Source organism: Isoptericola sp. F-RaC21, from assembly GCF_038593535.1.
In the GTDB taxonomy this organism is placed as follows: domain Bacteria; phylum Actinomycetota; class Actinomycetes; order Actinomycetales; family Cellulomonadaceae; genus Isoptericola.
In genome coordinates this window covers 680,690-706,278 of record NZ_JBCFYX010000001.1, presented here as the reverse complement: position 1 = coordinate 706,278, position 25,589 = coordinate 680,690, and the positions used below count along the sequence as shown (strand labels likewise).

Genomic DNA, 25,589 nt, shown 5'->3' with positions numbered 1-25,589 from the left:
GTGACCCCTCGACCGATCCGCCCCGCCGCCCTCGCCGCCACCGCCCTGCTCGCCCTGTCCGCCTGTTCCGCGGCGACCTCCGGCAGCCCGGGGGCCGCGGGCGACGACGCGCCTGAGCCCGTCCGCGGAGGCACGCTGCGCTACGCCCTCCAGGCCGACCCGCAGTGCATCGACCCCCGCCAGGGCGGCCTCACGGTCAGCCTCGTCGTCACCCGGTCCGTGGTGGACTCCCTCGTCGATCAGGACCCGGACACGGGCGAGATCCAGCCGTGGCTGGCCGAGTCGTGGGAGGTGAACGACGACGCCACCGAGTTCACGTACCACCTGCGCGACGACGTGACCTTCTCGGACGGCGAACCGCTCACGGCCGAGCTGGTGCGCGCCAACCTGGACAGCACGGTCGCGCTCGGCGCGCAGGCGGGGCTGCCCGCGCAGTACCTCACCGGGTATGAAGAGACGAGGGTGGTGGACGAGCACACCGCCACCGTGGTGTTCTCCGCCCCCAACTCGCAGTTCCTCCAGGCCAGCTCGAGCATGTCCCTCGGGCTGCTCTCCAGCGCCAGCCTGGAGAAGTCGCCCGAGGAGCTGTGCGCGGGCGACTACGCCGCGTCCGGCCCGTTCGTCCTGGAGTCGTTCACGCCCGGCTCGTCCGCCGTGGTCACCCGGCGCGAGGGATACGACTGGGCGCCCGCCCGGGCCGAGCACACGGGCGAGGCCTACCTGGACCGGATCGAGTTCTCCGTGGTGCCCGAGGCGTCGGTGCGGACCGGCTCCCTCCAGTCCGGCCAGGTCGACGCGATCGGCGACGTGCCCCCGCACGACGTCGAGCAGCTGGAGTCCCAGGGCTTCACGGCCGCCACGCGCCCGAACCCCGGCAACTCCGGCGGGCTGCTCGTCAACGCCACCCGGCCCGGCCTCGACGACCCGGCGGTGCGCGCCGCGCTGCAGCGGTCGATCAACCGCCGGACCATCGCCGACACGCTGTTCTTCGGCGTCGTCGAGCCCGCCACGTCCGTGCTGTCGGACGCCACCCCGGGCTGGGCGGACCAGTCCGGCGCGCTCGCCTACGACCCCGACGCCGCGGCCGCGGCGCTCGACGCGGCGGGCTGGGTCCCCGGCGGCGACGGCGTGCGGGAGAAGGACGGCCGGCGACTCACCCTGACCGCCGCCTGGAACCCCGCGATCGGCACGGCCGAACAGACGCTCGAGCTCGTCCAGCAGCAGCTGCGGGAGGTCGGCGTCGACCTCACCCTGCGCCGCATCACCCCGACCGAGCTCGCCGACGTGCTGAGCACCCGCGACTACGACCTCTTCTACAACTCGCAGGTGCGCCCCGACCCGGACGTCCTGTGGGGCCTGTTCTCCCCCGACAACCCGACGAACCGGCACGGCGGCGACGACGAGGACCTGGCCCGCGTGCTGGACGAGCAGCGGACCACGACCGACCCGGACGTACGCTGGCCGCTCGTCGCCACCGCCCAGGAGCGCATCCTCGCGGACGGGTTCGCCCTGCCGATCGTCGAGAGCGTCGCGGTGGTCGGCGCCGCACCCGGGGTGCACGGCATCGGCTGGGAAGCCTCGTCCAAGCCGGTCTTCTACGACATCTGGATCGAGCAGGAGCAGGGATGAGCGCGAGCGCCCTCGAGCTGGAGCTCGACCCCGTCTCCGGCCGCGCCCGGCTCTCGGGGCTGCGGCCCGACGAACCGCTGCTGCTCCTGACCACCGTGGTGCGCGGGGTCGGGGCCAGCGGCCTGGGCCTGGACCGCGGCCAGCCCGGCGACGCCCGCCTGGTGCACGTGCGGCTCGTCGGGCCCGACCTGCTGCTCGTGCAGGACAACAAGCATCACGGCGCGTCGGGACCCGGGCCGGCAGGTCGCGCGGCGGGTGCCGACTCGTTCGCCACCTCCGTGCTGTGGAGCGCAGCCGCGGACGAGGCGCCGGACGGCTCCCTGAGCGTGGACGTCACCGACCTGGCCGCCCTCGACCTGCTCGGCGTGGGCCGACGGCTGCGCACCGCCGAGCAGGGCGACCTGCGGCTCGACGCCGGCCGTAGCCGCCTGCTGCCCGCCGAGAGCCGTGCCACGGCGGACGGCGTCGAGCTCACGGCCCTGCTCACCCTCGCCGGCGAGGTGACCGGCGAGCTCCTGGCCGAGGTCGTGCCCGACCCGGGGACCCTGACGGTGACGCAGCGCACCAGCCTGCTGCCCGCGCCCGAGGGATTCGCCCCTCGGGCCTTCCACCCGGCGGCCGGCGGATACGGCAAGGGCTACGCGGACCACGCCGCGGAACTCGGCGAGAGCGTCGAGGTGCGCCACCAGCCGCGGTTCCGCCTGGAGCCCGGCGACGACGGCACCGTCGAGCGGCCCGTCGTGTTCTGGGTCGACCCCGGCATCCCCGGGCCCGTGCGGGACGCGGTCGTCGAGGGAGCCTCCTGGTGGAAGGAGGGCTTCGAGGCGGCCGGCCTCCGCGACGCCTTCGACGTGCGCGTGCGGCCCGACGACGTCGACCCGTTCGGCGCGCGAACCTCCCACGTCTGGTGGGTGCATCGCACGCGGCGCGGCTGGTCCCAGGGCTCCGCACTGACCGACCCGCGCACCGGCGAGATCGTGCGGGGCCAGGTGCGGCTCGGGTCGCAGCGCGTGCACCAGCTCACGCTGTTCGCCGAGGCGCTGCTGACGCCGTACGGGCGCCCCGACGAGGCGGAGCGGCTGGACGCCGTCCGCGAGCTCGTCCTGGCGCGCGTCCGCCAGCTCGCCGCGCACGAGGTGGGTCACGCCCTCGGCTTCATGCACAACTACGCGTCGCACCGGCACCCGCACCCGTCGGTCATGGACTACCCGCACCCCCGGCTGCGCCTCGACGCCGAGGGCGAGATCGACCTGGCCCAGGCCTACGCCGTCGGGCTGGGCCCGTGGGACGTGCTCGCCGTCCGGCACGCCTACGGCCCGGAGCCGGCCGACGATGCGGGGCTCGGCCTGCTGCGCCGGGAGACCGCCGCGGGTCCCGGCTTCGACGTCCTGCCCTACCTCACCGACGCCGACGGGCACGACCCTCACGCCGCGTCCCCGGACGCGGTGCCGTGGGTGCAGCGCAGCACCGACCCGCTGGCCGCCCTGGCCGACGTGCTCGCCGTCCGCCGGCACGCCGTCGCGGTCTTCGGGCCGGGCGCACTGCCGCCGGGCCGACAGGCCGGCGAGCTGGAGGAACGGTTCGTGGTGCTGCACCTGCTGCACAGGTTCGAGACGGTCGCCGCCGCCCGCCTGCTGGGCGGCCAGCGCTACGGGTACGCGCTGGCCGGCGAGGCCCCGGGGGTCACCGTCGTTCCGGGCGACCGGCAGGAAGCTGCGCTGAGCGCCCTGCTCGCCCTGCTGGCCGACGACGTCGTGACGGTGCCGCGCCACGTGGTGCACCTCGTGGTGCCCCCCGCCATCCGGTACGAACGCGGGGTCGGGTACATCGCTCCGCGCCGTGGGCTCCTCTTCGACCCCGCCCAGGCCGCCGCGGTGGCCGCCACCGTGGTGCTGGGCGAGCTCCTCGATCCGGCGCGCCTCAACCGGCTCGCCTGGCAGCACGACGCCGACCCGGCCGTGCCGGGCCCGGCGGAGGTGGTGCGGCGCACGGTCGACGCGGCGTGGGCCCTGGGCGACGACCGGGGCGCCGCGCCCGGAGGCGTGACGCGCGCCGCCGTCGGCTGGGCGGCGGTCCAGGTGCTCGCACGCACCCGCCGCGAGGGCGGGCTGCACCCGTGGGTCGCGGCCGAGGTCGGGGCCGCGGCCGACGAGGCGGCGACGCGCCTGCGCTCCCGCGGTCCGCAGGGGGCGGCCGCGGCCGCGGCGCTCACCGCCCCCGGCGACGTCGACGAGCCGCCGGACGTCCCGCTCGGGATCCCGCTGTGAGTCCGCCGTGCACCGCCGGAATCACCGCGCCGCCCCGTCTGTTCCCTGCACCGGTCGGTGCGCGACGACCGCGCACGCGACAGCACCTCTGGAGGCTTCGTGAGCACCATCCCTGACCTGTCCGTCGCGGCCGTCCTCGACAACCCGCGCTGGTCGTCCCTCACCGGCGCGCACGCGCACCTGGCGGAGGGCAACGAGCTGGTGCTGCGCTACCCCGCCGACGTGTCGCCGTTCGCCGGCGTCCGGTCCTGGGAGGACCCCGACGTGTGGGACGCGATCGTCGACGTCGCGGGCCACGGCGCCGAGTTCCCCGGCCCGCCGGCGGACGTCGCGCTGCCCGCAGGCTGGGAGCTCGTCTCCCAGCACGAGGGCGTCCAGCTCGTCGAGACGGAACGCCTCGTGACCCGGGCGGACGACGAGGCCGTGGTGCTGGGCGCCGCGGACGTGCCCGACATGCTCGCCCTCGTCGAGCGGTCGCGACCCGGCCCGTTCCTGCCCCGCACGTACCTCATGGGGCGGTACGTCGGGATCCGGCGGGAGGGGCGCCTCGTCGCGATGGCCGGCGAGCGCCTGCAGCCGGAGGGCTGGACGGAGATCAGCGCCGTCACCACCGACCCGGACCACCGCGGCCAGGGCCTCGCCACCCGTCTCGTGCTGGACGTGGCCCACCACGTGCGCGAGCGCGGCGCCCGCCCCATGCTGCACGCCGCCGGGAACAACACGAACGCGATCCGGCTGTACGAGCACCTCGGGTTCCGGCTGCGCGCCCGCACCGCGTTCGGCGCGGTGCGCACCCCGCTCGCGTAGCCGCCGGCGTACCGCGGCCCGCGCCCCCGACCGGGGACGCGGGCCGTCGTCGTCCCGCTCACGCCTCCAGCAGGTCGGGCTGCGGGTGCCGCACGCCCTGCACGGCCTCGCGCGGGACGGCGGCCGCGATCGCGGCCAGGTCGTCCGGCGTCAGGGTGATCGCCGCGGCGGCGACGTTCTGCTCCAGGTAGCGCAACCGCTTGGTGCCCGGGATCGGCACGACGTCGTCGCCCTGGGCGAGCAGCCATGCCAGCGCCAGCTGCGCGGTCGTCACGTCGCGCTCGGCGGCGAGCCGTTCGAGCGCCCGGACCAGGGCGCGGTTGTGCTCGAACGCCTCGCCGGCGTACCGGGCGTGCCGGCGCCGCACGTCGTCGGCGGCGAGGTCCGTCACGGCGTCGACCGTGCCGGTGAGGATGCCGCGTCCCAGCGGGGAGAACGGCACGAAGCCGACGCCGAGCTCGCGCAGTGCGGGCAGGACGGCGTCCTCGGGATCGCGGGTCCACAGCGAGTACTCGCTCTGCACGGCGGTGACCGGGTGCACGGCGTGCGCCCGGCGCACGGTGTCCGCGCCGGCCTCCGACAGCCCGATCGCGCGGACCTTGCCCGCCGCGACGAGCTCCGCGAGCGCCCCCACCGAATCCTCGATCGGCACCTGGGGGTCGACGCGGTGCAGGTAGTACAGGTCGAGGCGGTCGGTGCCCAGGCGGGCCAGAGAGCGGTCGATCGCCGCGCGCAGGTACTCGGGGCGCCCGTCCACGGGGCGACCGTCCCGATGCTTCCCCAGCCCGGCCTTGGAGGCCAGGACGATCCGGTCGCGCTGCGGGCCGAGCACCCGCCCGATGAGCTCCTCGTTCCGGCCGTCGCCGTAGACGTCTGCCGTGTCGATCAGCGTCACCCCGAGCTCGAGGGTGCGCCGCAGCACCGCCTCCGCCTCGGCGGCGTCGGCCGGGCCGTAGGAGTCGGCGACGGACATGCCGCCGAAGCCGAGCGCGGAGACGGTGAGGGCGTGGTCCCCGGATCCGAGGGTGCGGGTGGGCAGCGCGCCCGCAGCAGGTGTCGTCATGACCGCAGCCGACCACCGCCGCCGCGAGGACGCAAGGTCGGCGAGCGCGCCTCTCGGATCCTGGACGGCGCGCGGCCGCTCCCCTCGAGGACCCGCTAGGACTCGTCCTCGGCGATCGCGGGGAACGCACCCGCCAGGCGGTCGTGGTCCTCGGGGCAGGCGGTCATCCACTCGATCTGGTCGTTCTCCTGGCCGCCCCGCAGGACCGTCCCCGCGTCCCCGTGCACCGGGTCCGCCCAGGGCGGGCCCGGCAGGCCGAGGGGGGCGTAGGCGTCGTGCAGCGCGGCAGGGGCGTCGTCCTCCACCACGCCGGCACGCACCCCGGGCGCGAGCTCGCCCAGCGGTCCCCTGCCCTGCCCGGACCACGCGCCGACCAGGGTGTCGCTCAGCGTCATGCCGTGGAGGGTCTCCGCGGTCGGCGACGGGGTGAGGTCGAGGTCCGCGTCGTCGACCTCCGTCCGGCCGTCGAACCCGGCGACGAGCGACCAGCCGGCCTGGTTCTCGACCCAGACCGACACCCCCTCGGAGTCGCCGTCGATCGTGGCGAGGCTGGCCGGGAGGTCCTGCACCTCCTCGAGCCGGTGCGCCACCAGCGCGAACCACTCGCGCACCTCGGCCGGGAGCTGGGTGCCGAGCCGTTCCGCCAGCGCCTCGAGCTCCGCGTCGGTGGCACCGTGCTCGGCCTCGAGCGGAGCGGCGTACCACCGGTCGAGCACGGTCGTGAGCCACGACCACCGGTCCGTCGTGAGAAGTGCAGCCTGGGCAGCAGAGATGGGCATGCCGCACACCCTAGCCAGCCGACGCCGGGCGGCGGGCGGGGCTCAGCCCACCGAGCGGCGGTGCCGCTCGGCCAGCTCCTGGTACTCGATCGCGTTGCGGCGCACGCGCTCGGCGCCCTCGGCGTCGAGCGGGCCGCGGTCCTTGGCCGGGACCCCCACGGCGAGGTGCCCGGCGGGGATCTCCTGACCCTCGCGCACCAGGGCGCCCGCGGCGACGAACGCGCCCTCGCCCACGACGGCGTCGTTGAGCAGCGTCGCCCCCATGCCGACGAGGCTGCCGTCGCCCACGGTGGCGCCGTGGATGATCGCCCCGTGCCCGACGCCCACGCCGGCGCCGATGGTCGCGGGCACGCCGGTGTCCGTGTGCACCACGCAGTTGTCCTGGATGTTCGAGCCCTCGCCGAGCACGATCGCGTCCATGTCGCCGCGCAGCACCGCGCCGTAGAAGACGCTGGCCCGCGCGCCGATGCGCACGTTCCCCACGATCGTCGCCGTCGGGGCGATCCACGCCGTGGGGTCGATGTCGGGTGTGTGACCGTCGAAGGGGAGCACCGTCGCCATGGCGGCGACCCTATCGTCCGCTCCCGGTGTGCCGGCGCCAGGCACGACCTCAGCCCAAGAACGTTGTGACGACGTCGCGCAGGGCGGCGGTGGTGAGCTCCAGGGACGCGACGTCGACGCGCTCGTCGTTGCCGTGGAACAGGCCCCGCCACGTGCCCGGGTCCCAGCCCGCACTGAGCAGGCCGAACCCGTAGGCCGGCACGCCGCGGCGCCGGTAGAAGCGGCCGTCGGTGCCGCCCGTGCCGAGGGTGGGCACCACCGGCGCGCCGCCCGTGCGCGCCGTCACCGTGCGCTCGATGACCCGGTAGAGGTCGGTGTCCGTCGGCGACAGCGACGGCTCGCCGAACCGGTCGCCCACGATCTCGACGTGCTCCGCCAGGTCGCCGAGCGTGTCGGCCAGGAGGGCCTCCACGTCGCCCGGGCGGGTGCCCGGCAGGATGCGGATGTCGAGCGTGATCTCGGCCAGGCCCGGGATGACGTTCGGCTTGGAACCGCCGCCGACGACGGTCGGCGCGAGCGTGGTGTGGGTCGTGGCGTGCGCGACCGCACCCAGGTCGCCGAGGCGCGGCAGGGCGTCGTCGAGGCGCTCCGGGTCGAGCAGGGCCGCGCGCAGGTCGGGCTCGGGCGCGAGCGCGTCGACGTAGCGGCGCCACAGGTCGCCCACGACGACGGGGCCGCGGGCCGCGGCGACGCGCCGCACCACCTCGGCCGCGAGGACGATCGCGTTGCGGCTCCCCCAGGGGCCGGACCCGTGACCGGGACGCCCGTGCATGCGCAGCAGCCGCCCCGCGCCGCCCTTCTCCCCCACCGCCAGGGTGCGCGACCCGCGCGGTCCGACGGGCACGCCGCCGGACTCGGTGAGCACGTGGTCGGCCCGCACCAGGTCCCACCGGTGGGTGGTGAGCCAGTCCACACCCCACACGCTGCCGTGCTCCTCGTCCGCGACGGCGGCCAGCAGCAGGTCGCCGCGCGGCGGGCGGCCCGACGTCGCGAGCTCGCGGGTCACGACCGCGTACGCCGCGGTGAGGCCCAGCATGTCGATCGCTCCGCGTCCCCACACCCAGCCGTCGACGAGCTCGCCGCCGAACGGGTCGCGGGTCCAGCCGTCCGGCTCCACGGGGACGACGTCGGTGTGCCCGACCAGCCCGAGGCTCGGCGCCGCCGGGTCGCTGCCGTGCACGCGGGTGACGAGCGACGTGCGGCCCGGTCGCGGCTCCACCCGTTCCAGCTCGAGCCCGGCGCCGTCGAGGAAGTCGGCGATGGTCTCCGCGTTGCGGACCTCCTGTCCCGAACCCACCGTGCCGTCGTTGACGCAGGCGTTGCGGATCAGCGCCTGCAGCAGCTCCACGGTCTGGCCGGCGAGCCGTTCCTCGGTGGTGAGCGGCCGCGGCCCGGTCGTGGTCGTCGTGGTCGTGGTCGTGGTCATACCGTCTCCAGCCTCTGCACGGCCCGGCGGCCGGGGATCGCCGCGACGAGCTCGCGGGTGTACTCCTCCTGCGGGTCCAGGAGGATCTGGTCGGCCGCGCCCGACTCCACGAGCCGGCCGCGACTCATCACGCCGACCTGGTCGGCGACCTGCCGCACGACGGCGAGGTCGTGCGAGATGAACAGGTACGCCAGCCCGCGGGTCGCCTGCAGCCGCACGAGCAGCTCCAGGATCTGCGCCTGCACGGAGACGTCCAGCGCGGACACCGGCTCGTCGAGCACCACGAGGTCCGGCTGCAGCGCGAGCGCGCGGGCGATGGCGACGCGCTGGCGCTGCCCGCCCGACAGCTCCCGCGGACCGCGGCGCAGCACGTCGGCGGGCAGCGCCACGTCGTCGATCAGTGCACGCGCACGGTCGGCGCGCTCCGCCCGGTCGCCGACGCCGTAGGCGCGCAGCGGCTCCGCGACGATCTGCTCCACGGTGAACCGCGGGTCGAGCGACGCGTACGGGCTCTGGTAGACGACCTGGAACCCGCGCCGCAGCGCGCGCAGCTCGCCGCCGCGCGCCGTGGTGATGTCCTGGCCGCGGAAGACGACCCGGCCGGCCGACGGGCGCTCCAGCCGCAGGGCCAGGCGCGCGGTGGTGCTCTTGCCCGAGCCGGACTCCCCGACCAGGGCGTAGGTCCGTCCACGCCCGACGGCGAGGCTCACGTCGTCGACGGCCACGAGGGTGCGCCGCCCGCGGTCGGCCCCGGCCCCGCGCGGCAGCGCGAACTCCTTGCGGACGCCGTCCAGCGCGAGGACCGGCGCCGCCACCGGGTCGGCCGAGGACGCCGGCGGCTCCGCGCTCGACGGTCGGTCGCCGGCGTCGCGCCCGCCGCCCTGGGCGGCCGCGTCGCTCACGACGAGCCGCGAGCCGGCCAGGCTCGGCGCCGCCGCGATGAGCCGGCGGGTGTACGGGTGCCGCGGGTCGGCCAGCAGCCGGGCTGCGGGGCCCTCCTCGACGACGCGACCCTGCTCGAGGACGACGATGCGGTCCGCCCGGTCGGCGGCCACCCCCAGGTCATGGGTGATGAGCAGCACCGCGGTGCCGGTGTCGCGCACGAGGGAGTCGAGGTGGTCCAGGATGCGCCGCTGCACGGTGACGTCCAGCGCGCTGGTGGGCTCGTCCGCGACGATCAGCCGCGGGCCCGCCGCGATGGCGATCGCGATGAGCACCCGTTGGCGCAGCCCGCCCGACAGCTGGTGCGGGTACTGGCGGGCGCGTGCCGCGGGGTCGTCGACGCCGGCCTGGCGCAGCAGCTCGACGGCGCGCACGCGGGCGTCCGCCCGCCGGGCCAGCCCGTGGATGACGAGCACCTCGGCGACCTGGTCGCCCACGCGGACCACGGGGTTGAGGGAGACCGTCGGGTCCTGGGGCACGAGCCCCACGTGGCGGCCGCGCACGGCCTGCCACTCCTTCGCCGTGAGGTCCGAGAGGTCCCGCCCGTCGAGCCGGAGGCGGCCGGCGGTGACCTCGCCGCCGCGGGGCAGCAGGTGGAGGGCGGCGTGCGCCGTCGTGCTCTTGCCCGACCCGGACTCGCCGACGAGGGCCACGACCTCGCCCGCCCCGACCTGCAGGTCCACGCCGCGTACGGCGGGGCGCGTGCCGCCGTCCGCGGTCCGGTAGGCCACCTCGAGGCCCTCGATGCTCAGCACCGGGGCGCTGGCGGGCTCGCTCGGCGTGTCCGTCACTGGTCCTCTCCCGTCTTCTCCAGGGCCCGCGACACGCGGTTCGCGGCGAGCACCACGGCCACGATGACGAGGCCGGGCAGGGTGGTGAGCCACCAGGCGGTGGCGAGGTAGTCGCGGCCGCCGGAGACGAGGGCACCCCACTCGGGCGCGGGCGGTGGCGTGCCGTAGCCGAGGAAGCTCAGGGCGGAGACGGCCAGCACCGCGGTGCCGAAGTCGAGCGCGACCAGCGCGATCACCGGGCCGGACGAGTTCGGCAGCACGTGCCGGCCCAGCACGGCGGGCCACCGCAGCCCCGACGCCCGGGCCGCCTCCACGTAGACCGACGTCGAGACGCGCAGCACCTCGGCGCGCATCACGCGGGCGAACGTCGCCACCGAGCCGATGCCCACCGCGATCGCCACCTTGACCGGCCCGAAGCCGAGCGCCGTGATGATCGCGAGGGACAGCAGGATGCTCGGGATCGCGAGCAGCACGTCGACCAGGCGGCCGATCACGTCGTCCACCCAGCCGCGCAGGAAGCCCGCGAGCAGGCCCAGCAGGGAGCCGACGACGAGCCCGACGACCACCGCGAGCGCCGTCGTGCGCAGCGTCAGCGAGGCGCCGTGCACCACGCGGGCGTAGACGTCCCGGCCCAGGTGGTCGGTGCCGAACCAGTGCGCGCCCGACGGTGCCTGGAGCCGGTCCGCGGGCACCCCGACGAGCGGGTCCTGGGCGGTGAACGCCTGCGGCACCACGGCCCAGGCCGCGACGAGGAGCAGCACGGCCACCGCGACGAGCAGCCCGGGGCGGCGCAGCACGTGGCGCGCGGCGCGCAGGCCACGGCGCGCCGCGGGCGTGCGCGGGTGCGCGGCCGCGGCGGACGTCCCCGCGGCGTCGGTGTCTGGGCGGGTGAGGGTCTGCAGCGTCATGCGGTCACCTCGTCGGGTCGGAGGGTTGCGGTGCGGGGCGACGGGGAACGACGCTCCGCCCGCAGCTGGATCCGCGGATCGAGCAGGGGGTAGACGAGGTCGACCACGAGCGTCACGACGACGAACACGAGCGCCGACAGCACGACGACCGCCAGCACCACGGGCACGTCCTGCTGGTTGACCGACTGCACGGTGAGCCGGCCGAGCCCGACGCGGGAGAACACCGTCTCGGTGACGACGGCGCCACCGAGCAGGCCGCCCACCATCACCCCGAGCACCGTGAACGCCGGGATGGCGGCGTTGCGCAGCGCGTGGGCGAGGTGCACCCGGGTGCGGCTCGCGCCCTTGGCCCAGGCCGTCTCCACGTACGGCTCGCCGAGCGTGCCGCGCAGGGAGCGCGACAGGATCTGGGCGAGCTGCGCCCCGGCCGGGACGGCCAGGGTGATCGTCGGCAGCACCAGGCTGACCGCTCCCTCGTTGCCGATCGCCGGGAACACCGGCACCCGGAACGAGAACCACTGCAGCAGCACCAGGCCGACGAAGAACGTCGGCAGCGCCACGCCGAGGGGCGGGAGGGCCGACAGCGCCTGCCGGAGGAACCGTGCCCGCGGGAACACGCTGGCCACGGCGACCGCCGTGCCGCCCACGACGGCGAGCACGAGCGCCGCGCCGGTGAGCTTGAGGGTCTCGGGCAACGCCTGCGCGACCATCGAGGTGGCGGACGCCCCGCTCACGTAGGAGGTGCCGAGGTCGCCGGTGAGCGCCGCGAGCAGCGCGTCGCCGTACTGCACGAGGAGGGGCCGGTCGAGGCCGTACTCGGCGCGCAGCGCGGCGAGCTGCGCCGGGTCGACCTGGCTCACCTCGCCGCCGCCGGAGGCGATCAGGGCGGCCGGGTCGCTCGGCAGCAGGTAGAGGACGAAGAAGGCGATCGTGAACGCCGCCCACAGGACGAAGATCCCCTGGCCGACGCGCCGCAGGAGGTAGCGGGTCATCTCAGGCCCCCGCGCCGTCGGTCACCCACGCGTCGTAGAAGTCCAGGCGCGAGCTCGCCTCGAACCCGAGGCCGTGGACGCGGTCGGCGGCGGCGATGGTGGTGGACAGCTCGTAGACGGGGATGGCGTGGCCGCGCTCGAGCAGGAGGCGCGACGCCTCGGTGACGAGCTTCTGACGCTGCTTCGGGTCCGTGGCGGCGGCCGAGTCGTCGAGGAGCCGGTCCACCTCCTCCGGGTCGCGCTGGTTGATGTTGCGGGCGTTCGCGGAGAAGATCGTGCGCAGCACGTCGGCGTCGGACCGGGTGAGGTTGTAGTAGTCGAAGTCGAAGTCGCCGGACTCCTTCGCGGCCTCCGACTCCGCCACGGTGACGTGCTTGAGCTGCAGGTCCACGCCGATCTGGCGCAGCTGCTGCTGGACCAGCTCGAGCGGCTCGGGCACCTGCCAGAACGTCACGGTCGTGCTGAGCCTGCGCCCGTCCTTCTCGCGGATGCCGTCGCTGCCGGGGACCCAGCCCGCGTCGTCGAGGATCTTCTCGGCGCCGTCCGGGTCGTAGGCGAGCAGGTCGTCGGCGCCCTCGAACAGGGGCGTGGAGTGCGACAGGACGCCGGTGGCCGGCTGGTCCTGCGGCGTCAGCACCGTGTCCACGATCTGCTGGCGGTCGATGCCCTTGCTGATCGCGGTCCGCACGGCCTCGTCGGACGCGAGCGGGCTGGACTCGTTCGGGAAAAGGTTGAACACGACGCCCGGGTTGGCGCGGTAGGACAGCCAGAACCCGTTGCCGTCGAACTGCGGCACGTCGACGGCGTTGAGCGCGGCGGTGGCGTCGATCTGCCCGGACTGCAGCGATCCGGTGCGCACGCTCGCCTCGGGGATGACCGTGAAGGTGACGGTGTCGAGGTACGCCTCGCCCGTGTGGGCGTTGGCCGCCGAGCCCCAGGCGTAGCCCTTGACCTTCTCCAGCACAATCTCCTGGTCCTGGGTGTACGACTTCACCGCGAACGGCCCGGAGCCGACGTACTCGCCGGCGCAGCGCTGCTCGGCGGACAGCTTCGCCGAGTCCGGCGACAGCAGCCCCAGCGAGAAGGTCGACGTCGCCTGCAGGAACTGCGCGCTGGGCTCGTCGAAGTCCACCCGCACGGTGTCCTCGTCCACCACGGTGGTCCCCGCGTACCCGACGAGGTACTGCGACCCGAGGGACGCGACCGCGCCGAGGTCGACGATGGCGTCGAAGTTGGTCTTCACCGCCGCCGCGTCGATCGGGGTGCCGTCGGCGAAGGTGGCGTCGTCGCGCAGGTGGAAGGTGTAGCTCGAGGCGTCGTCGTTCACCTCCCAGCTCTCCGCGAGCCAGGGCAGGATCTCGCCGGACTCCGGGTCCTGCGCCGTGAGGGACGCGACGGTCTGGCGCGCGGCGGCGATCGCGTCGTTGTTGCCGACCTGCTGCGGGTCGATGCAGTGCGAGTCGACCGTGATGGCGAACGACAGGTCGCCGCCGGCGACGGGCTCGGCGTCGTCCGAGGCGGCCGGGTCTGCGGCGTCGGCGCCGCCGGAGCACGCGCTCAGCAGCAGGGCGGCGGCCGAGACGGCCGCCGCGATCCCGACGGCGTGGCGGCGCGGGGTGCGCAGGGGGCGCGGGCGGCGCGGTGTGCGCGGTGTGGTGGTCATCGCGTGGCGTTCCTCGTGGTCGTGGCGGGTCGTCCCCCACGCCCGGCAGGGCCGGGCGCGGTCGTGGACGGCCGGAGCCGTGCTTACCCCGCCGCGGGCACGGCGGGGTCAGGTCGTTCCCGGAGCACCCCGTCACGTCGAAGGGTTGCTGGCCAGCGAGCCGGGCCTGGGTGCTGGCGCTCGTCACCTGGGCGGCAGGGAAGCCGCCGCGGCCCCGCGAGTCAAGGGTCGGGCGGCACGTCTCACATCACGGACGCGGACGAGGAGGCCGCGGACGCCGAAGGCCCCGCCGTCGGTGACGGCGGGGCCTTCGTGGGTGCGGTGGCGCTGGCTCGCCTCAGCGGGCCGGGTGCCGCAGGCGCGCGCCGAGCAGGTACAGCTCGCAGCCGAGGCACAGGCCCACGACGGCGTTCAGCGCGGCCGCGACGAACGCGAGCCCAGCCGCCCACGGCACGGCGGCGAGCACGCCCGCCAGGCCGAGGACGACGCCGACACCCGTCACGACGAGACCGACGAGCTGCGCGAACCGCGGCGGGCGCGGGTCCTCGAGCTCGGCGGGCGGCGCGAGCCGGGGTCGCACGAGGGCCTTGAAGAGCCAGCCCTGCACGGTGCCCTGCGCCCCGCGCACGACGCCCAGCAGGAAGCCCGCGGCGACGACGGCCAGCAGCACGAGGCCGGCCGTCGTCGCCCCGAGGAGCACGACGACGGCGAGCAGCAGCGCCGTGATGCCGGCGCCCACGCGCGGGCCGCGGGGGTCGATGCCGGCGGGGGCCTGCGTGCGGGTGGTCTCGCGGGTCATGGGCTGCTCCTCGGTGACGGGGTTTCGACAGGCTCAACCAGCGGTGGTGGGACGGGGGTTTCGACAGGCTCAACCGGCGGCGGGGACGACGGCGTCGAGGGCCTGGCGCGCCTGGGCGGGCGACATGCCGCCGCTGCTGCGGGCGGCCTGCACCCCGCTCGCGTCGAGCACCAGGACCGTGGGCGTGGCGAACGCGCCCAGCTCGCGCACGAGGTCCAGGTGGTCCTCGACGTCCAGCTCGTGGTGCACGACCCCGGGCTCGCGCTCGGCGAGGCCGCGCAGCACCCGGGCGGTGGCGCGGCAGGGGGCGCACACCTCGGCGGACAGCTGCACGAACGTCGCGCGCTCCCCCAGCCGGATCCCGCGGGCCGCCCAGTCCACGGCGGCGTCACGTCGCGCGGGGGCCGTGCGCACGCGCCCCTGGCGGGCCTTCCACAGCGCGCCGAGGACGACGGTCGCCAGGACCAGGGCGCCCAGCATCACGAGCTGGGTCGGCTGCACGGTCATGGTGTCCTCCGCACGCGTCGTCTCCTCACGCCGTCGACGTCGCGGACATTCTCCCCGCCGCCCACCATCCGGTCGACAGGGTGCCCGGATGTCGGACACCCCGTCGTCCGGTCAGACGGGCAGGGCAGCGGCGCGGTCGCCGGGCGGCGCACCGGCCGACGCCCCGGGCTGCTCCCCCGCCGTGAACCCCGCCGCCCGGCGCGCGTCGTCCGGGCCCCAGAGCGTCGTCGTGACCTCGGCGCGCACGAGGGGCGCGACCTCGGCGGCGAACCTCCGCAGCACGTCCTCCTGGTGGGACGGGTCCAGCAGGTGGTTCACCGAGACCGACTGCAGCACGTGCCCGAAGGTGCCGTGGTAGTCGAGGATCTTCTCCGCCACCCGCTCGGGCGACCCGACCAGCGCGGGTCCGCGCTCGACGGCGTCCTCGATCGTCTCGAAGGCCTGCGCCTTGCCGACGTGCGTGGCCGGGTCGTAGCCGCGCGCCCGCAGCCGCGCGACCTGCCCCTCGTACAGCGGCCGGTACTGCTCGATCGCCTGCTCCGTGGTGTCCGCGAGGAACAGCCCGCCCGACCCCGCGCCGACGAACCCGTAGGCCGGGTCGTGACCCGCGGCCGCGTACCGCTCGCGGTACCGGTCGATGAGCCGCCCGTAGCTCTCCCGCGGCTGCAGCGCGTTGGCGCTCACGATCGGGTCGCCCCACCGGGCGGCCAGGTCGACGGCGAACTCGCTCGTCGCGGACCCGTGCCAGATGCGGAACGCCCCGGCGTACGGGCGCGGCAGCGTGGTCGCGTGCTCGAGGGCGTGCCGGTGCCGGCCCGACCAGCTGACGTCCTCGGAGGAGAGCAGGAGCCGCAGCAGCTCGTAGTTCTCCTCGAGGTACTCGTACTGCCTGGCGATGTCGAGGCCGAGCAGCGGGTACTGCAGCTCCTCGTTGCCCTTGCCGATGACGATCTCCAGCCGACCCCGGGAGAGCTGGTCCACGGTGGCGAGGTCCTCGGCCACCCGGATCGGGTCGAGCAGCGACAGGACCGTGACGCCCGTGGAGAGCAGGATGCGCCGCGTCCGCGCCGCCACCGCGCCGAGGATCACGGTCGGCGCCGACGACAGCACGTCGCCGGCGTGCCGCTCCCCCACCGCGAACGAGTCGAAGCCGAGCTCCTCGGCCAGCACGGCGTGCTCGATGACGCGCGCGAGCCGGTCCGCGGGCGGCACCGCCTCCCCGGTGACCGGGTGCGGCGGGTTGAAGACGATGTCGAGGAGCTGGAAGCGCATCAGGCCACGCGCTCCTCGGCCCCGCCCGTCGCCGCCTCGCCGGCGGCCCGGTCGCGCGCGGCCACGCCCTCGCGCACGAGCGGGATGACGTACCGGCCGAAGTCGATCGCGTCGTCGAGCAGGTCGTACCCGCGCGCGGAGATGACGCGCACGCCCAGGTCGTAGTACGCCAGCAGCGCCTCGGCGACCTGCTCGGGCGTGCCGACCAGCGCGTTGGAGTTGCCCGCCCCGCCGGTGGCCTTCGCCGTCGCGGTCCACAGGGCCGTGTCGTACCGGTCGCCGGCCGCGGCGATCTCGAGCAGCCGCTGCGAGCCCGCGTTCTCGGGCTTGTCGATCGGGTGCCGGCGCGAGAGCTGCCCGCCCAGCGCGGCCTTGCGGGCCTCGATGCGGTCCAGCACGCGGTGCGCCTTCTCCCAGGCCAGCTCCTCGGTGGGCGCGACGATCGGCCGGAACGCGGCGTGGATGCGCGGCGGCGTGGCGCGGCCCGCGGCCGCCGCCTCGGCGTGCACGCGGTCGATCTGCTCCTGCGTGCGGGCCAGCGGCTCGCCCCAGACGGCGTAGATGTCGGCCTCGGCCGCGCCGACCCGGAACGCGGCGTCGGACGACCCGCCGAACGAGATCGTCGGCACGTGGCCCTCGAACGGCTTCGCGTCCAGCACGAAGTCGGAGAAGTCGTAGAACTCGCCGTGGTGGTCGAAGGCCTCCGGGCTGGTCCACGCCTGCTTGACGATGCGGATGTACTCGTGGGTGCGGGCGTACCGCTCGTCCTTGGTGAGCGTGTCGCCCTCGCGCCCCTGCTCGTGGTCGTTGCCGCCCGTGATGAAGTGCACGGACAGACGCCCGCCGGAGAGCTGGTCGAGCGTGGCGAACGTCTTCGCCGCGTACGTCGGGTAGGAGACGTTCGGGCGGTGGGCGAGCAGCAGCTCGATGCTCTCCAGCCGCGCCGCGGTGTACGCGGCGAGGGCGGCCGGCTCGGGGCCGGACGAGCCGTAGGCGAACAGCACCCGCGTCCACCCGTTGTCCTCGTGGGCGCGCACGATGCGCTCCAGGTAGGCGGGGTCGAACGCGGCCGTGGTGCGGGCCGACGTCTCGGAGGCGTCGTTCGTGGTGGCGATGCCGAGGAACTCGACGGGCATGGTGGTCTCCTTGGTGTGCTTCGGGCGGTCTCGGGCAGCCGGTGGTGTGGTGAGGCTCAGGCCTCCGCCTCGGTCGGCGGCGTGGCCGGCAGCCCGGCGTCGCGCCAGGCGGGGAAGCCGCCGTCCACGTGCGTGACGTCGGTGTAGCCGCGGGCCGCGAGCGCCGCGGCGACCGGGCCGGAGCCGTTCACCGACCCGCACACGACGACGACGGGCGTGTCGAGGGACACGGCGGGGGCGTCGGCCGGCCCGAAGAGGGCGTCGAGGTCGTCGCGGTCGGCGAGCGTGGCGCCGGGGATCTCCCCGGTGGCGGCGCGCCCGCGGGCGGAGCGCACGTCGACGAGCAGCGCGCCGCGCTCGACCCGGGCGCCGGCCTCGCGCGCGTCCTGGGGCGCCGGCGCGGCGGCGGGGGTCTCGGGAGCGGTCGTCTCGGAGGTGCTGGTCTCGGGCGTGGTGGTCATGAGGTCTCCTGGGTCGAGTTCGGGCGGGACGGTCAGACAAGCGGCCAGACGATCGGCCGGACGGCCGCGCGGTCAGCGCGACGCGGCGAGGGCGGGCACGCGGGCGTGCTCCCCCTCGGGCGAGCCCCACGCCTGCGCGAGCAGGGCGAACGATCGCTGCCGGTCGGCGGGGTCATGGGTGGCGGTGGTCACGAGCAGCTCGTCCGCGCCGGTGACGCGGACGAGCGTCTCCAGCCGCTCGACGGCGGTCGCCGGGTCGCCGACGACGCGGGTGTCGACGCGGTCGGCCACCACGGCCCGCTCGTCCTCGTCCCGCTCGGCCCACGGCGTGGCGTCGGCGGGGCGCGGGTAGGCGATCGCGCCGTCGGCGCCGCGGCGGATGGACAGCACCCAGTCCGCGAACGGGGCGGCGAGCTCCCGGGCCCGCTCCGTCGTGTCCGCCACGAGCACGTCGGCGGAGACGACGACGTACGGCTCCGCGAGCACGCCCGGCCGGAACGCCGCCCGGTACGCGGCCACCGTGTCGAGGGTGTTCGACGGGCTGACGTGGAAGTTCGCGGCCAGCGGCAGGCCCAGCTCGCCGGCCACGCGCGCGCTCTCGCCGCCGGAGGACGCCAGCACCCACAGGTCGAACGCGGCGTCCTGCACGGGCGGCGACACGTACCGGCGCCCGCCCTCGTCGGCGTACGTGCCGGCCCGCAGGCCGAGCACGAGGTCCAGCTCGGCGCGGAAGCTCGCGGGCGTCCGCGAGGCGCCGACCACCGCCGTCTGCGCCAGGTGGCGTTCCCGCAGCGCGGAGTCGCCCAGCACCGCCGGGGCCGCCGGCACGTACAGGCCGTCGACGACCCGCGGGCCCGGGCGACCCTTCGACCCCGGGGCCTCCGCCGCCGGGACGGGCCGCGGGGCGCCGCCCTTCGGCGGGGCGAACGCCCGGCCGAGACCGAGGTCCACGCGGCCGGGGTGCAGGGCGGCGATCGTGCCGAACTGCTCCGCGGCGATCAGCGGGCTGGTGGTGCTCAGCAGCACCGCGCCCGAGCCGACGCGGATGCGCTCGGTGCGGGCTGCGACGGCGGCGGCCAGCACCGCCGGCGACGCGGAGCCGACGCCCGGCGACAGGTGGTGCTCGGCGTACCAGACGCGGCGGTAGCCGAGCCGGTCCAGGTCGACCGCGAGGTCGACGGCGTCGCGCACCGCCTGCGCTCCCGTGCCGCCGTCGGGCACCACGGCGAGGTCGAGGACGGACAGGGGCACCCGGGTCGGGTCGGTCATGGTGGTCTCCAGTCGGATGGTGCACGTCGTGCGCGGTCGTGCGCGGGATCGTGGGTGGCCCGTCAGCGGGAGGGCAGGCCGAGCGCCGTCAGCGCCTCGCGGAGGCGCTCGCGGCCCCGCAGCGAGCCGCCGCCGCGCAGGCGGTCCACCACCCGCCGCGACCACGAGCCGTCGAGCCGCTCGTCGCGGTAGAAGGCGTCGATGCGCGGCGCGTAGTCGGCGACGTGCGCGACGCGGCGCGGGTCGTAGGTCTCGCGGTGCAGCACCGCGTCCTGCGGCAGCCGCGGTTTGACGCGCGACGTGTCGTCGGGGTCGGGCCGCCCGACGGCGAGACCGACCACGGCGACGGCGCCGGCGGGCAGGCCGAGCTCGGCCGCGAGGTCCTCGGGGTGGTTGCGCACCGCGCCGACGTACACGGTGCCGAGGCCGAGCGACTCCGCCGCCACGACGGCGTTCTGCGCGGCGAGCGCGGCGTCGAGGAACGCCACGACCGTCGTCTCGAGGTAGCCGGCGGCCTCGAGGTCCACGCCCTCGGCCGCCGCGAGCGCCCGGGCCCGCGCCACGTCGGCCACCCACACGAGCAGCAGCGGCGCGTCCCGCACGTGCTCCTGGTGCCCGGCGAGCGCCGCGACGCGGGCGAGCCGGTCGCGGTCCGTGACCGCGACGACGCTCCACAGCTGCAGGTTCGACGACGACGGCGCGGACTGCGCCGCGGCCACGAGCGTGGGCAGCACCCACGGCTCCAGCGTCCCGGGCAGGAAGGACCGCACGGAGCGGTGCCGCAGCTGCACGTCGAGGACGGAAGCCCCGCCGGGCAGGCCGGCGAGCGACGCGGCGACGCCGGGGGCGACCTCCTCCGCGTCCTCCGGTCGCACGCCGTAGCGGGCGGCGACCCGTGCACCGGCCTGCAGGGTCCGCAGGTCCGCCGCCACGCCCACCGCCGTCGCGCGGGCGGGGCGTGGCCGGGCGGTGGGTCGTGGCGCGGCGACGGTCGCCGGCGTGGCGTGTTCGGTCACGATCGCTCCTCGGGGTCGGTCGGGGTGGTCGGGGTCGTCGGGGACCGGCCGTCACTCGGTCGCGGGCAGGCCCGGCGGGTTGGTCTCGGGCTTCTCGACGGCCTCGTTCTCCAGCCCCCAGCGCTCGAGCACCTGCTGGTAGGTGCCGTCGTCGAAGGCCTGCTGCAGGGCTGCCGTGACCGCCGGGGCCAGGTCGTTGCCCTTCTTGGTCGCGACGGCGATCTGCGCGGTGTCGGGCCAGCCGCCGTTGAGCGTGCCGACGACGGCGAGCTCGTCGGGCGCGATCTTGGCCTGGTAGGCGAGCGAGGCGTTCGGGCCGACGTAGACGTCGAGGCGGCCGGACTTCAGCGCGAGGATCACGTCGGAGAGCTGCTCGTAGTACTCCGGCTGCCCGTCGGCGATGGGCTCGAGGCCCTCGGCGACGTTCTGGTCGTTCCACTCGAGCAGGATCTTCTCCTGGTTGGTGCCCGAGCCGACCCCGACGCGCAGCCCGGCGATGTCCTCGCGCTTCGAGATCTCGCCGACGTCGGACCCGGCCTTGGTGAGCCAGCCCAGCTCGTCGTTGCGGTAGGAGGAGAAGTCGATCGTCTCCTTGCGCTCCTCGGTGACGGTGACGTTGGAGATGACGGCGTCGACGTCGCCCGACTGGAGGGCCAGGGGCCAGTCGGCCCAGGCCTTGACCTCGAGGCGCAGGTCCTTGCCGAGGCCGTCGGCGACGAGCTGCGCGATGTCGGTCTCGTTGCCGATCGGCGTGGAGTCGTCGTCGGCGAAGAAGCCGAGCGGCGGGGCGGCGCCGGCGCTCACGGCGACGACGAAGTCGTCCTTGTCGGCGAAGGCGTCCGGCAGCAGGCCGACGGCCTCGGCCGACTCGGTGGACCGGATCCGGTCCTGGTCGGGGCTGGTGCTGACCTCGAGGCCGGCGGCGGCCGCGCCCTCGGAGGCGGTGCCGGCGGGGGCGTCCCCGCCGGTGCCGGCGGCCTCGGGCGCGGAGGTGCTCACGCTGCCGCAGGCGGTGAGGGCGAGCAGGGGGACGGTGGCGAGCAGGGCGAGCGCGCGGGCTCGGCGGGTCGGTGCGGTCACGGGGTGCTCCTGGGGATGGGTGCGATCGGGGGGGGCGGCGGTGGGGGTGCCGGGGTCGCCGGCGGTCAGAGGACCTTGTCGAGGAAGGCGCGCGTCCGCTCGTGGCGCGGGTGGTCGAGCACCTGGGAGGGCGGCCCCTGCTCCACGACCACGCCGCCGTCCATGAAGACGACGTCGTCGGCGACCTCGCGGGCGAAGCCGATCTCGTGCGTGACGACGACGAGCGTGGTGCCGGTGCTCGCGACGTCCTTGATGACCTCCAGCACCTCGCCGACCAGCTCGGGGTCGAGCGCGGAGGTGGGCTCGTCGAAGAGCAGCACGCGGGGCCGCAGCGCCAGGGCGCGGGCGATCGCGACGCGCTGCTGCTGCCCGCCGGAGAGCTGGCGGGGCCTCGCGTCCGCCTTGTCGGCGAGCCCGACGCGGGCGAGCAGCTCGCGGGCCTCGGGCTCCACCTCGCCGCGCGGGCGTCCCTGCGCGGACAGCGGCGCCTCGATGACGTTCTCCAGCACGGTCAGGTGCGGGAAGAGGTTGAAGTTCTGGAAGACGAACCCGATCCGCGTGCGCTGCCCGAGGATCTCCCGCTCCTTGAGCTCCTGCAGCACCTCGACCCTGCGGCCGCCGCGGCGGGTGTGCCGGCGCCGGTAGCCCACGAGGTCGCCGTCCACCGTGACGAAGCCGGCGTCCACCTTCTCGAGGTGGTTGATGGCGCGCAGCAGGGTGGACTTGCCCGAGCCGGACGGCCCGAGGACGACGGTCACGGTGCCGGGCTCGACCGTCAGGTCGACGTCCCGGAGCACCTCGAGGGTGCCGAAGCTCTTGCGCAGGCCGTGCACCTCGACGCGGCCGGCGGCGCCTCCCGGCGCCGGGGCGGGCGGGTTGCGGGTCGTCGTGGCGGTCATGCGGGGCCTCCGTGCCGGGTGGTCGCGGTGCGGGCGGTGCGGGTGAGGACGCCGACCCGGGCGCGGGCGGCGAAGGCCGGCGGCACGTGCGCGGGCACGGGGCGGCCGGTCAGGCGGGCCAGGGCGACGGCCGACGACCAGCGCAGCCGCTGCCACGGCGTGGGCGGCAGGGTCCGCACGGCGCCCTTCGCGTAGTGCCGCTCGACGTAGTACTGGACGATCGTGATGAGCGTGGTGAGCACCAGGTACCAGATGGCCGCGACGATCAGCAGGGGGACCACCTTGCCGTTGCGGCCGTAGATGACGGACGCGATGTAGAACAGCTCGCCGTACGCCAGCACGTAGACGATCGACGTGCCCTTGAGCAGGCCGATCACCTCGTTGACGGCCGTCGGCACGATCGAGCGCATCGCCTGGGGCAGCACGATGCGGGTCACCTGGCGGCGGCGCGGGATGCCCAGGGACGCGGCGGCCTCCTGCTGCCCCTGGTCGACGCTGAGGATGCCGGCGCGCACGATCTCGGCCGAGTACGCGGCCTGCGAGAGCCCCAGGCCGAGGATGGCGGCGCCGAACTTGTCGACCACGCCGAGGGTGTCGAACCAGAGGAACTCGGGGCCGAAGGGGATGCCGAGGCTCAGGTGCGGGTACAGGTAGGCGAGGTTGTACCAGAGCAGCAGCTGCAGCAGCAGCGGCACGGAGCGGAACACCCACGTGTACGCCCACGACACGCCGACCAGCAGCGGGGAGCGCGACAGCCGCATGAGCGCCAGGACGGTGCCCAGCGCGAAGCCCACGACCGACGCCGCCGCGGTGAGCCGGATCGTCGCCCACGCCCCGGACAGGATCGAGGGCCACGTGAGGTACTGCGCGACGACGTCCCACTCCCAGCGGTCGTTGGTGAGCAGCGAGCTGACGACCATCGCCAGCAGCACCGCGACGCCGGCGGTCGCGACCCACCGCCCGGGGTGGCGGGCGGGGACGATGCGCAGGTGGGAGTAGGGGGTGGCGGCGGCGTCCTGCGCGGGCGCCGGGGGCGCGGGGGTCCGGGCGCCCGGGGTCGTGACGGCGGTCATCGGGGCGACCTCTCCCCCGCCGTGACGGCGAACGGGACATGGTTGCCGGGCGGCGGGGCGGGGCACGTGCCGTGGTCGCTGAACGCGTACGGCAGGTTGAGGGCGTCGTTGAGGTCGAGGCGCGCGACGCCCGTGGCACCCGGGGCCAGGCCCTCGGGGAGCTCGGGGCGCGCCGTCCGCCAGGGCGCCACCCCCGGCGCCTCGTCGCTGAAGAGCAGCGTCGGGGCCGCGCCGGGGGCGCCGGTCAGCAGGAGCGTGACGGTCCGGTCGCCGCGCGTCAGGTCGACCTCGCCGACCGCCTGCAGCCGGTGCACCAGGCCGGGCCGGGCGGCCCCGACGACGACGTCGCGCGGCGCCTCGTACAGGCGGACGGGCGCCTCGAGGTCCCACGACGGGTCGTGGTCGAAGGCGGGCACGCCGGCGAAGTCGAGGCGGGCGCGGGCGTGCGGGTCGCGCAGCCGGATCGCGAGGCGCCCCGTGCGTCGCACGAGCTCGATCGCCACCGCGGCCGTCTCGCCGGTCGTCGGGTCGCCGGCCCGGTCGAGGGGCTCGCGACCGACCGGCAGGAACGTCCCCACCTGGACGCTGCCGCCCTCGGGCACGTCGCCGTCGTAGGCGCCGGCGACGACGTCGGGCCCCTGGACCAGCGGCCCGTCCGCCTCGGCCGGGCGCAGGTGGGCACCGGCCTCGTCCGCGAGCCAGAGTCCGGGCACCCCCGGCAGCGGCTCCGGCCGGGACGGCAGCCAGTGGAAGCCCGCCAGGCTCAACCAGCCGTGCGGCAGGGCGAGCTCCCGCTCGCGGGCGGCGCGCCGGCGGGCGCGACTGTCGGCGGCGGGGTCGGCGGCAGGGTCGGCGGGGCGGACACGCGGTGCGTCGGTGACGGTCATCGGGGGCCTCCGGTCGAGGGGCGGGCAGCGTCGCGGTGTGCAGCGGGTCGGACAGCAGGACGGGGAGCGGCGGCGGGCCTGCGGGCGCCGGGTCGGGCGGTCACGCGCGCACCAGCCGGGAGTCGGCGGTGCGACCGCGAGGCCGGGTGCGCGCGGCGGCCGGGGCGCCGGCGGGCCGAGGACCTGCCGCGCCGTCGTCGGGGAGCCCGAGGGTCGCGCGGAGGGTGCGCGGCGCCGGGGACGCCACCGCCCGCACGCCGTCGCGCACGAGCCGCGGCAGGACGCCGTCGACGAGGGCGTCCAGGTCGGGGCCGAGCGACGACGGCCGCAGCAGGAACCCGTCGGAGGCCCCGGCGTCCCGCCAGTCGACGATCGTCTCGGCGAGGTCGTCGGGGGTCCCCGCCACCACCAGCAGCCCGCCGGAGATCTCGGGGCCCTCGAGGGCCTCCACGAGCTCCAGCCGCGCCTGCGCGCTGGCGCGGTCCTCGGCCAGGACCACGTACGCCTCGGTGAGCACGCGCAGCGTGTCGGGGTCGCGGCCGGCCGCCTCGGCCGCGTCGCGCACCTGGGAGCGCAGCCGGACCGCGCGCGCGGGCGCGGTGGCCGCGACGCGCACGACGTCCGCCGTCCGGGCGGCGAGGTGGAGCGCCGCCTCGCTGCGGACGGAGACGACGACGGGCGGGCGGCCCTGCCGCGGGGCGGCGTCCCGGTGGCCGGCGGGCCCCTCGCCCTCGGCCGGGCGGTGGCGGCGCACCGCGAACCGGATGCCGTCGTGGTCCACCCGGAAGCGTCCGTCGTCGTCGACGGCGACGCCGCCGGCGGTGTCGCCCGTGGCCCCGGCCGCCTGCCCGTCCCAGTGCCGCACCACCTGCGCCGCGGCGCCCAGGGCCTGCGCGGCCCAGGCGTCGTCCTGCACGACGGCGCCGGCCGGGAGGCCGACCTGCCACCCGGCCCGGCCGGCGCTGGCCTGGTCCACCCGCGCGATCGCCTGGGCGACGTGCGCCGGGTCCACGTGCGCGGTGTCGACGGCGGCGACGAGCCCCGCCCGCCTCGTGTGCGGCGCCACCCGGGCGGCGGCGACGGCGGCGTCGAGGCGGCCGGTCACCTGCCGCCGGCCGGGGTGCAGCAGGAAGCCCTCGTCGAGGGTGACGAGGTCGAGGCCGCCGGCGTCGGCGGTGCGCACGAGCTGCACGAACCGCTCGCCGTCGAACGACCGCGGCTGCACGATGCCGCGCGCCCGGTGGACTCCCGGGCGGGCGCCGGCGGCCGTGAGGTCGACACCGAGGACGAGGGGGGACGAGGCGGCGGACGAGGCGGCGGACGAGCTGGTGGACGAGGTCGTGGACGGGGAGTACGGCACGT

At 76.0% G+C, this 25,589-nt stretch carries 23 protein-coding genes and 1 riboswitch; of the genes, 3 read left to right on the top strand and 20 right to left on the bottom strand.

Going from position 1 to position 25,589, the window contains the following annotated elements; all coding sequences use genetic code 11:
• The 3 genes from AAG589_RS03260 (at nucleotide 1) to AAG589_RS03250 (ending at nucleotide 4,703) form a co-directional block, all read left to right on the top strand.
• Nucleotides 1-1,629, top strand: a complete 1,629-nt coding sequence (locus AAG589_RS03260) for an ABC transporter substrate-binding protein (RefSeq protein ID WP_430565801.1) — start codon at nucleotides 1-3, stop codon at nucleotides 1,627-1,629.
• Complete coding sequence (locus AAG589_RS03255) at nucleotides 1,626-3,896, top strand: zinc-dependent metalloprotease (RefSeq protein ID WP_430565800.1); 2,271 nt, start codon at nucleotides 1,626-1,628, stop codon at nucleotides 3,894-3,896. Before AAG589_RS03260 ends, AAG589_RS03255 begins: the two co-directional genes overlap by 4 nt.
• A 99-nt stretch (nucleotides 3,897-3,995) precedes the next feature.
• On the top strand, nucleotides 3,996-4,703 hold the full coding sequence (locus tag AAG589_RS03250) for a GNAT family N-acetyltransferase (protein ID WP_430565799.1): 708 nt from the start codon (nucleotides 3,996-3,998) through the stop codon (nucleotides 4,701-4,703).
• A 58-nt stretch (nucleotides 4,704-4,761) separates the two neighbouring features.
• On the opposite strand, the gene AAG589_RS03245 is transcribed toward AAG589_RS03250, so the two are convergent.
• The 20 genes from AAG589_RS03245 to AAG589_RS03150 all read right to left on the bottom strand — a co-directional run bounded on the left by AAG589_RS03245 (nucleotide 4,762) and on the right by AAG589_RS03150 (nucleotide 25,587).
• Nucleotides 4,762-5,766, bottom strand: a complete 1,005-nt coding sequence (locus tag AAG589_RS03245; protein ID WP_430565798.1) for an aldo/keto reductase — start codon at nucleotides 5,764-5,766, stop codon at nucleotides 4,762-4,764.
• Nucleotides 5,767-5,861: 95 nt separating this feature from the next.
• The gene (locus AAG589_RS03240) at nucleotides 5,862-6,545 is read right to left on the bottom strand and encodes a hypothetical protein (protein ID WP_430565797.1); all 684 of its coding nucleotides are present in this window, start codon (nucleotides 6,543-6,545) and stop codon (nucleotides 5,862-5,864) included.
• A gap of 42 nt (nucleotides 6,546-6,587) precedes the next feature.
• Complete coding sequence (locus AAG589_RS03235) at nucleotides 6,588-7,106, bottom strand: gamma carbonic anhydrase family protein (RefSeq protein WP_430565796.1); 519 nt, start codon at nucleotides 7,104-7,106, stop codon at nucleotides 6,588-6,590.
• Between the two features lie 49 nt (nucleotides 7,107-7,155).
• Nucleotides 7,156-8,532 carry a M20/M25/M40 family metallo-hydrolase gene (locus tag AAG589_RS03230; RefSeq protein ID WP_430565795.1) on the bottom strand — a complete coding sequence of 459 codons (1,377 nt, stop codon included), beginning with the start codon at nucleotides 8,530-8,532 and terminating at the stop codon, nucleotides 7,156-7,158.
• Nucleotides 8,529-10,265, bottom strand: a complete 1,737-nt coding sequence (locus tag AAG589_RS03225; RefSeq protein WP_430565794.1) for an ABC transporter ATP-binding protein — start codon at nucleotides 10,263-10,265, stop codon at nucleotides 8,529-8,531. Before AAG589_RS03225 ends, AAG589_RS03230 begins: the two co-directional genes overlap by 4 nt.
• Nucleotides 10,262-11,173, bottom strand: a complete 912-nt coding sequence (locus AAG589_RS03220) for an ABC transporter permease (protein WP_430565793.1) — start codon at nucleotides 11,171-11,173, stop codon at nucleotides 10,262-10,264. The genes AAG589_RS03225 and AAG589_RS03220 overlap by 4 nt, the downstream gene beginning before the upstream one ends.
• A complete protein-coding gene (locus AAG589_RS03215) occupies nucleotides 11,170-12,165 on the bottom strand; it encodes an ABC transporter permease (RefSeq protein ID WP_430565792.1) in 996 nt (331 codons plus the stop codon). Before AAG589_RS03215 ends, AAG589_RS03220 begins: the two co-directional genes overlap by 4 nt.
• 1 nt (nucleotide 12,166) lies before the next feature.
• Nucleotides 12,167-13,828 carry an ABC transporter substrate-binding protein gene (locus AAG589_RS03210; protein WP_430565791.1) on the bottom strand — a complete coding sequence of 554 codons (1,662 nt, stop codon included), beginning with the start codon at nucleotides 13,826-13,828 and terminating at the stop codon, nucleotides 12,167-12,169.
• A 74-nt stretch (nucleotides 13,829-13,902) separates the two neighbouring features.
• Nucleotides 13,903-14,016: riboswitch (SAM riboswitch) on the bottom strand.
• A gap of 149 nt (nucleotides 14,017-14,165) precedes the next feature.
• Nucleotides 14,166-14,627 carry a DUF4395 domain-containing protein gene (locus AAG589_RS03205; RefSeq protein ID WP_430565790.1) on the bottom strand — a complete coding sequence of 154 codons (462 nt, stop codon included), beginning with the start codon at nucleotides 14,625-14,627 and terminating at the stop codon, nucleotides 14,166-14,168.
• Nucleotides 14,628-14,696: 69 nt separating this feature from the next.
• Nucleotides 14,697-15,134 (bottom strand): TlpA family protein disulfide reductase, encoded by a 438-nt coding sequence (locus tag AAG589_RS03200; RefSeq protein WP_430565789.1) that lies wholly within the window; start codon nucleotides 15,132-15,134, stop codon nucleotides 14,697-14,699.
• 111 nt (nucleotides 15,135-15,245) lie between these two features.
• The gene (locus AAG589_RS03195) at nucleotides 15,246-16,406 is read right to left on the bottom strand and encodes an LLM class flavin-dependent oxidoreductase (protein ID WP_430565788.1); all 1,161 of its coding nucleotides are present in this window, start codon (nucleotides 16,404-16,406) and stop codon (nucleotides 15,246-15,248) included.
• On the bottom strand, nucleotides 16,406-17,542 hold the full coding sequence (locus tag AAG589_RS03190) for an LLM class flavin-dependent oxidoreductase (protein WP_430565787.1): 1,137 nt from the start codon (nucleotides 17,540-17,542) through the stop codon (nucleotides 16,406-16,408). The genes AAG589_RS03195 and AAG589_RS03190 overlap by 1 nt, the downstream gene beginning before the upstream one ends.
• 56 nt (nucleotides 17,543-17,598) lie before the next feature.
• Nucleotides 17,599-18,003 carry a rhodanese-like domain-containing protein gene (locus AAG589_RS03185; RefSeq protein WP_430565786.1) on the bottom strand — a complete coding sequence of 135 codons (405 nt, stop codon included), beginning with the start codon at nucleotides 18,001-18,003 and terminating at the stop codon, nucleotides 17,599-17,601.
• A gap of 72 nt (nucleotides 18,004-18,075) precedes the next feature.
• Nucleotides 18,076-19,272: an LLM class flavin-dependent oxidoreductase gene (locus AAG589_RS03180; protein WP_430565785.1), complete on the bottom strand. Its 1,197-nt coding sequence runs from the start codon at nucleotides 19,270-19,272 to the stop codon at nucleotides 18,076-18,078.
• A 62-nt stretch (nucleotides 19,273-19,334) separates the two neighbouring features.
• Nucleotides 19,335-20,288 (bottom strand): nitroreductase family protein, encoded by a 954-nt coding sequence (locus AAG589_RS03175; protein WP_430565784.1) that lies wholly within the window; start codon nucleotides 20,286-20,288, stop codon nucleotides 19,335-19,337.
• 51 nt (nucleotides 20,289-20,339) lie between these two features.
• Entirely contained in the window at nucleotides 20,340-21,368 is a 1,029-nt protein-coding gene (locus tag AAG589_RS03170) for an ABC transporter substrate-binding protein (RefSeq protein ID WP_430565783.1), read from the bottom strand.
• A gap of 65 nt (nucleotides 21,369-21,433) precedes the next feature.
• Nucleotides 21,434-22,267, bottom strand: a complete 834-nt coding sequence (locus tag AAG589_RS03165) for an amino acid ABC transporter ATP-binding protein (protein ID WP_430565782.1) — start codon at nucleotides 22,265-22,267, stop codon at nucleotides 21,434-21,436.
• On the bottom strand, nucleotides 22,264-23,340 hold the full coding sequence (locus AAG589_RS03160; RefSeq protein ID WP_430565781.1) for an amino acid ABC transporter permease: 1,077 nt from the start codon (nucleotides 23,338-23,340) through the stop codon (nucleotides 22,264-22,266). The genes AAG589_RS03165 and AAG589_RS03160 overlap by 4 nt, the downstream gene beginning before the upstream one ends.
• A complete protein-coding gene (locus AAG589_RS03155) occupies nucleotides 23,337-24,227 on the bottom strand; it encodes a DUF1684 domain-containing protein (RefSeq protein WP_430565780.1) in 891 nt (296 codons plus the stop codon). The genes AAG589_RS03160 and AAG589_RS03155 overlap by 4 nt, the downstream gene beginning before the upstream one ends.
• Nucleotides 24,228-24,327: 100 nt before the next feature.
• Nucleotides 24,328-25,587, bottom strand: coding sequence for an LLM class flavin-dependent oxidoreductase (locus tag AAG589_RS03150; RefSeq protein WP_430565779.1), 1,260 nt, complete (start codon nucleotides 25,585-25,587; stop codon nucleotides 24,328-24,330).
• Nucleotides 25,588-25,589 lie beyond the last annotated feature (2 nt).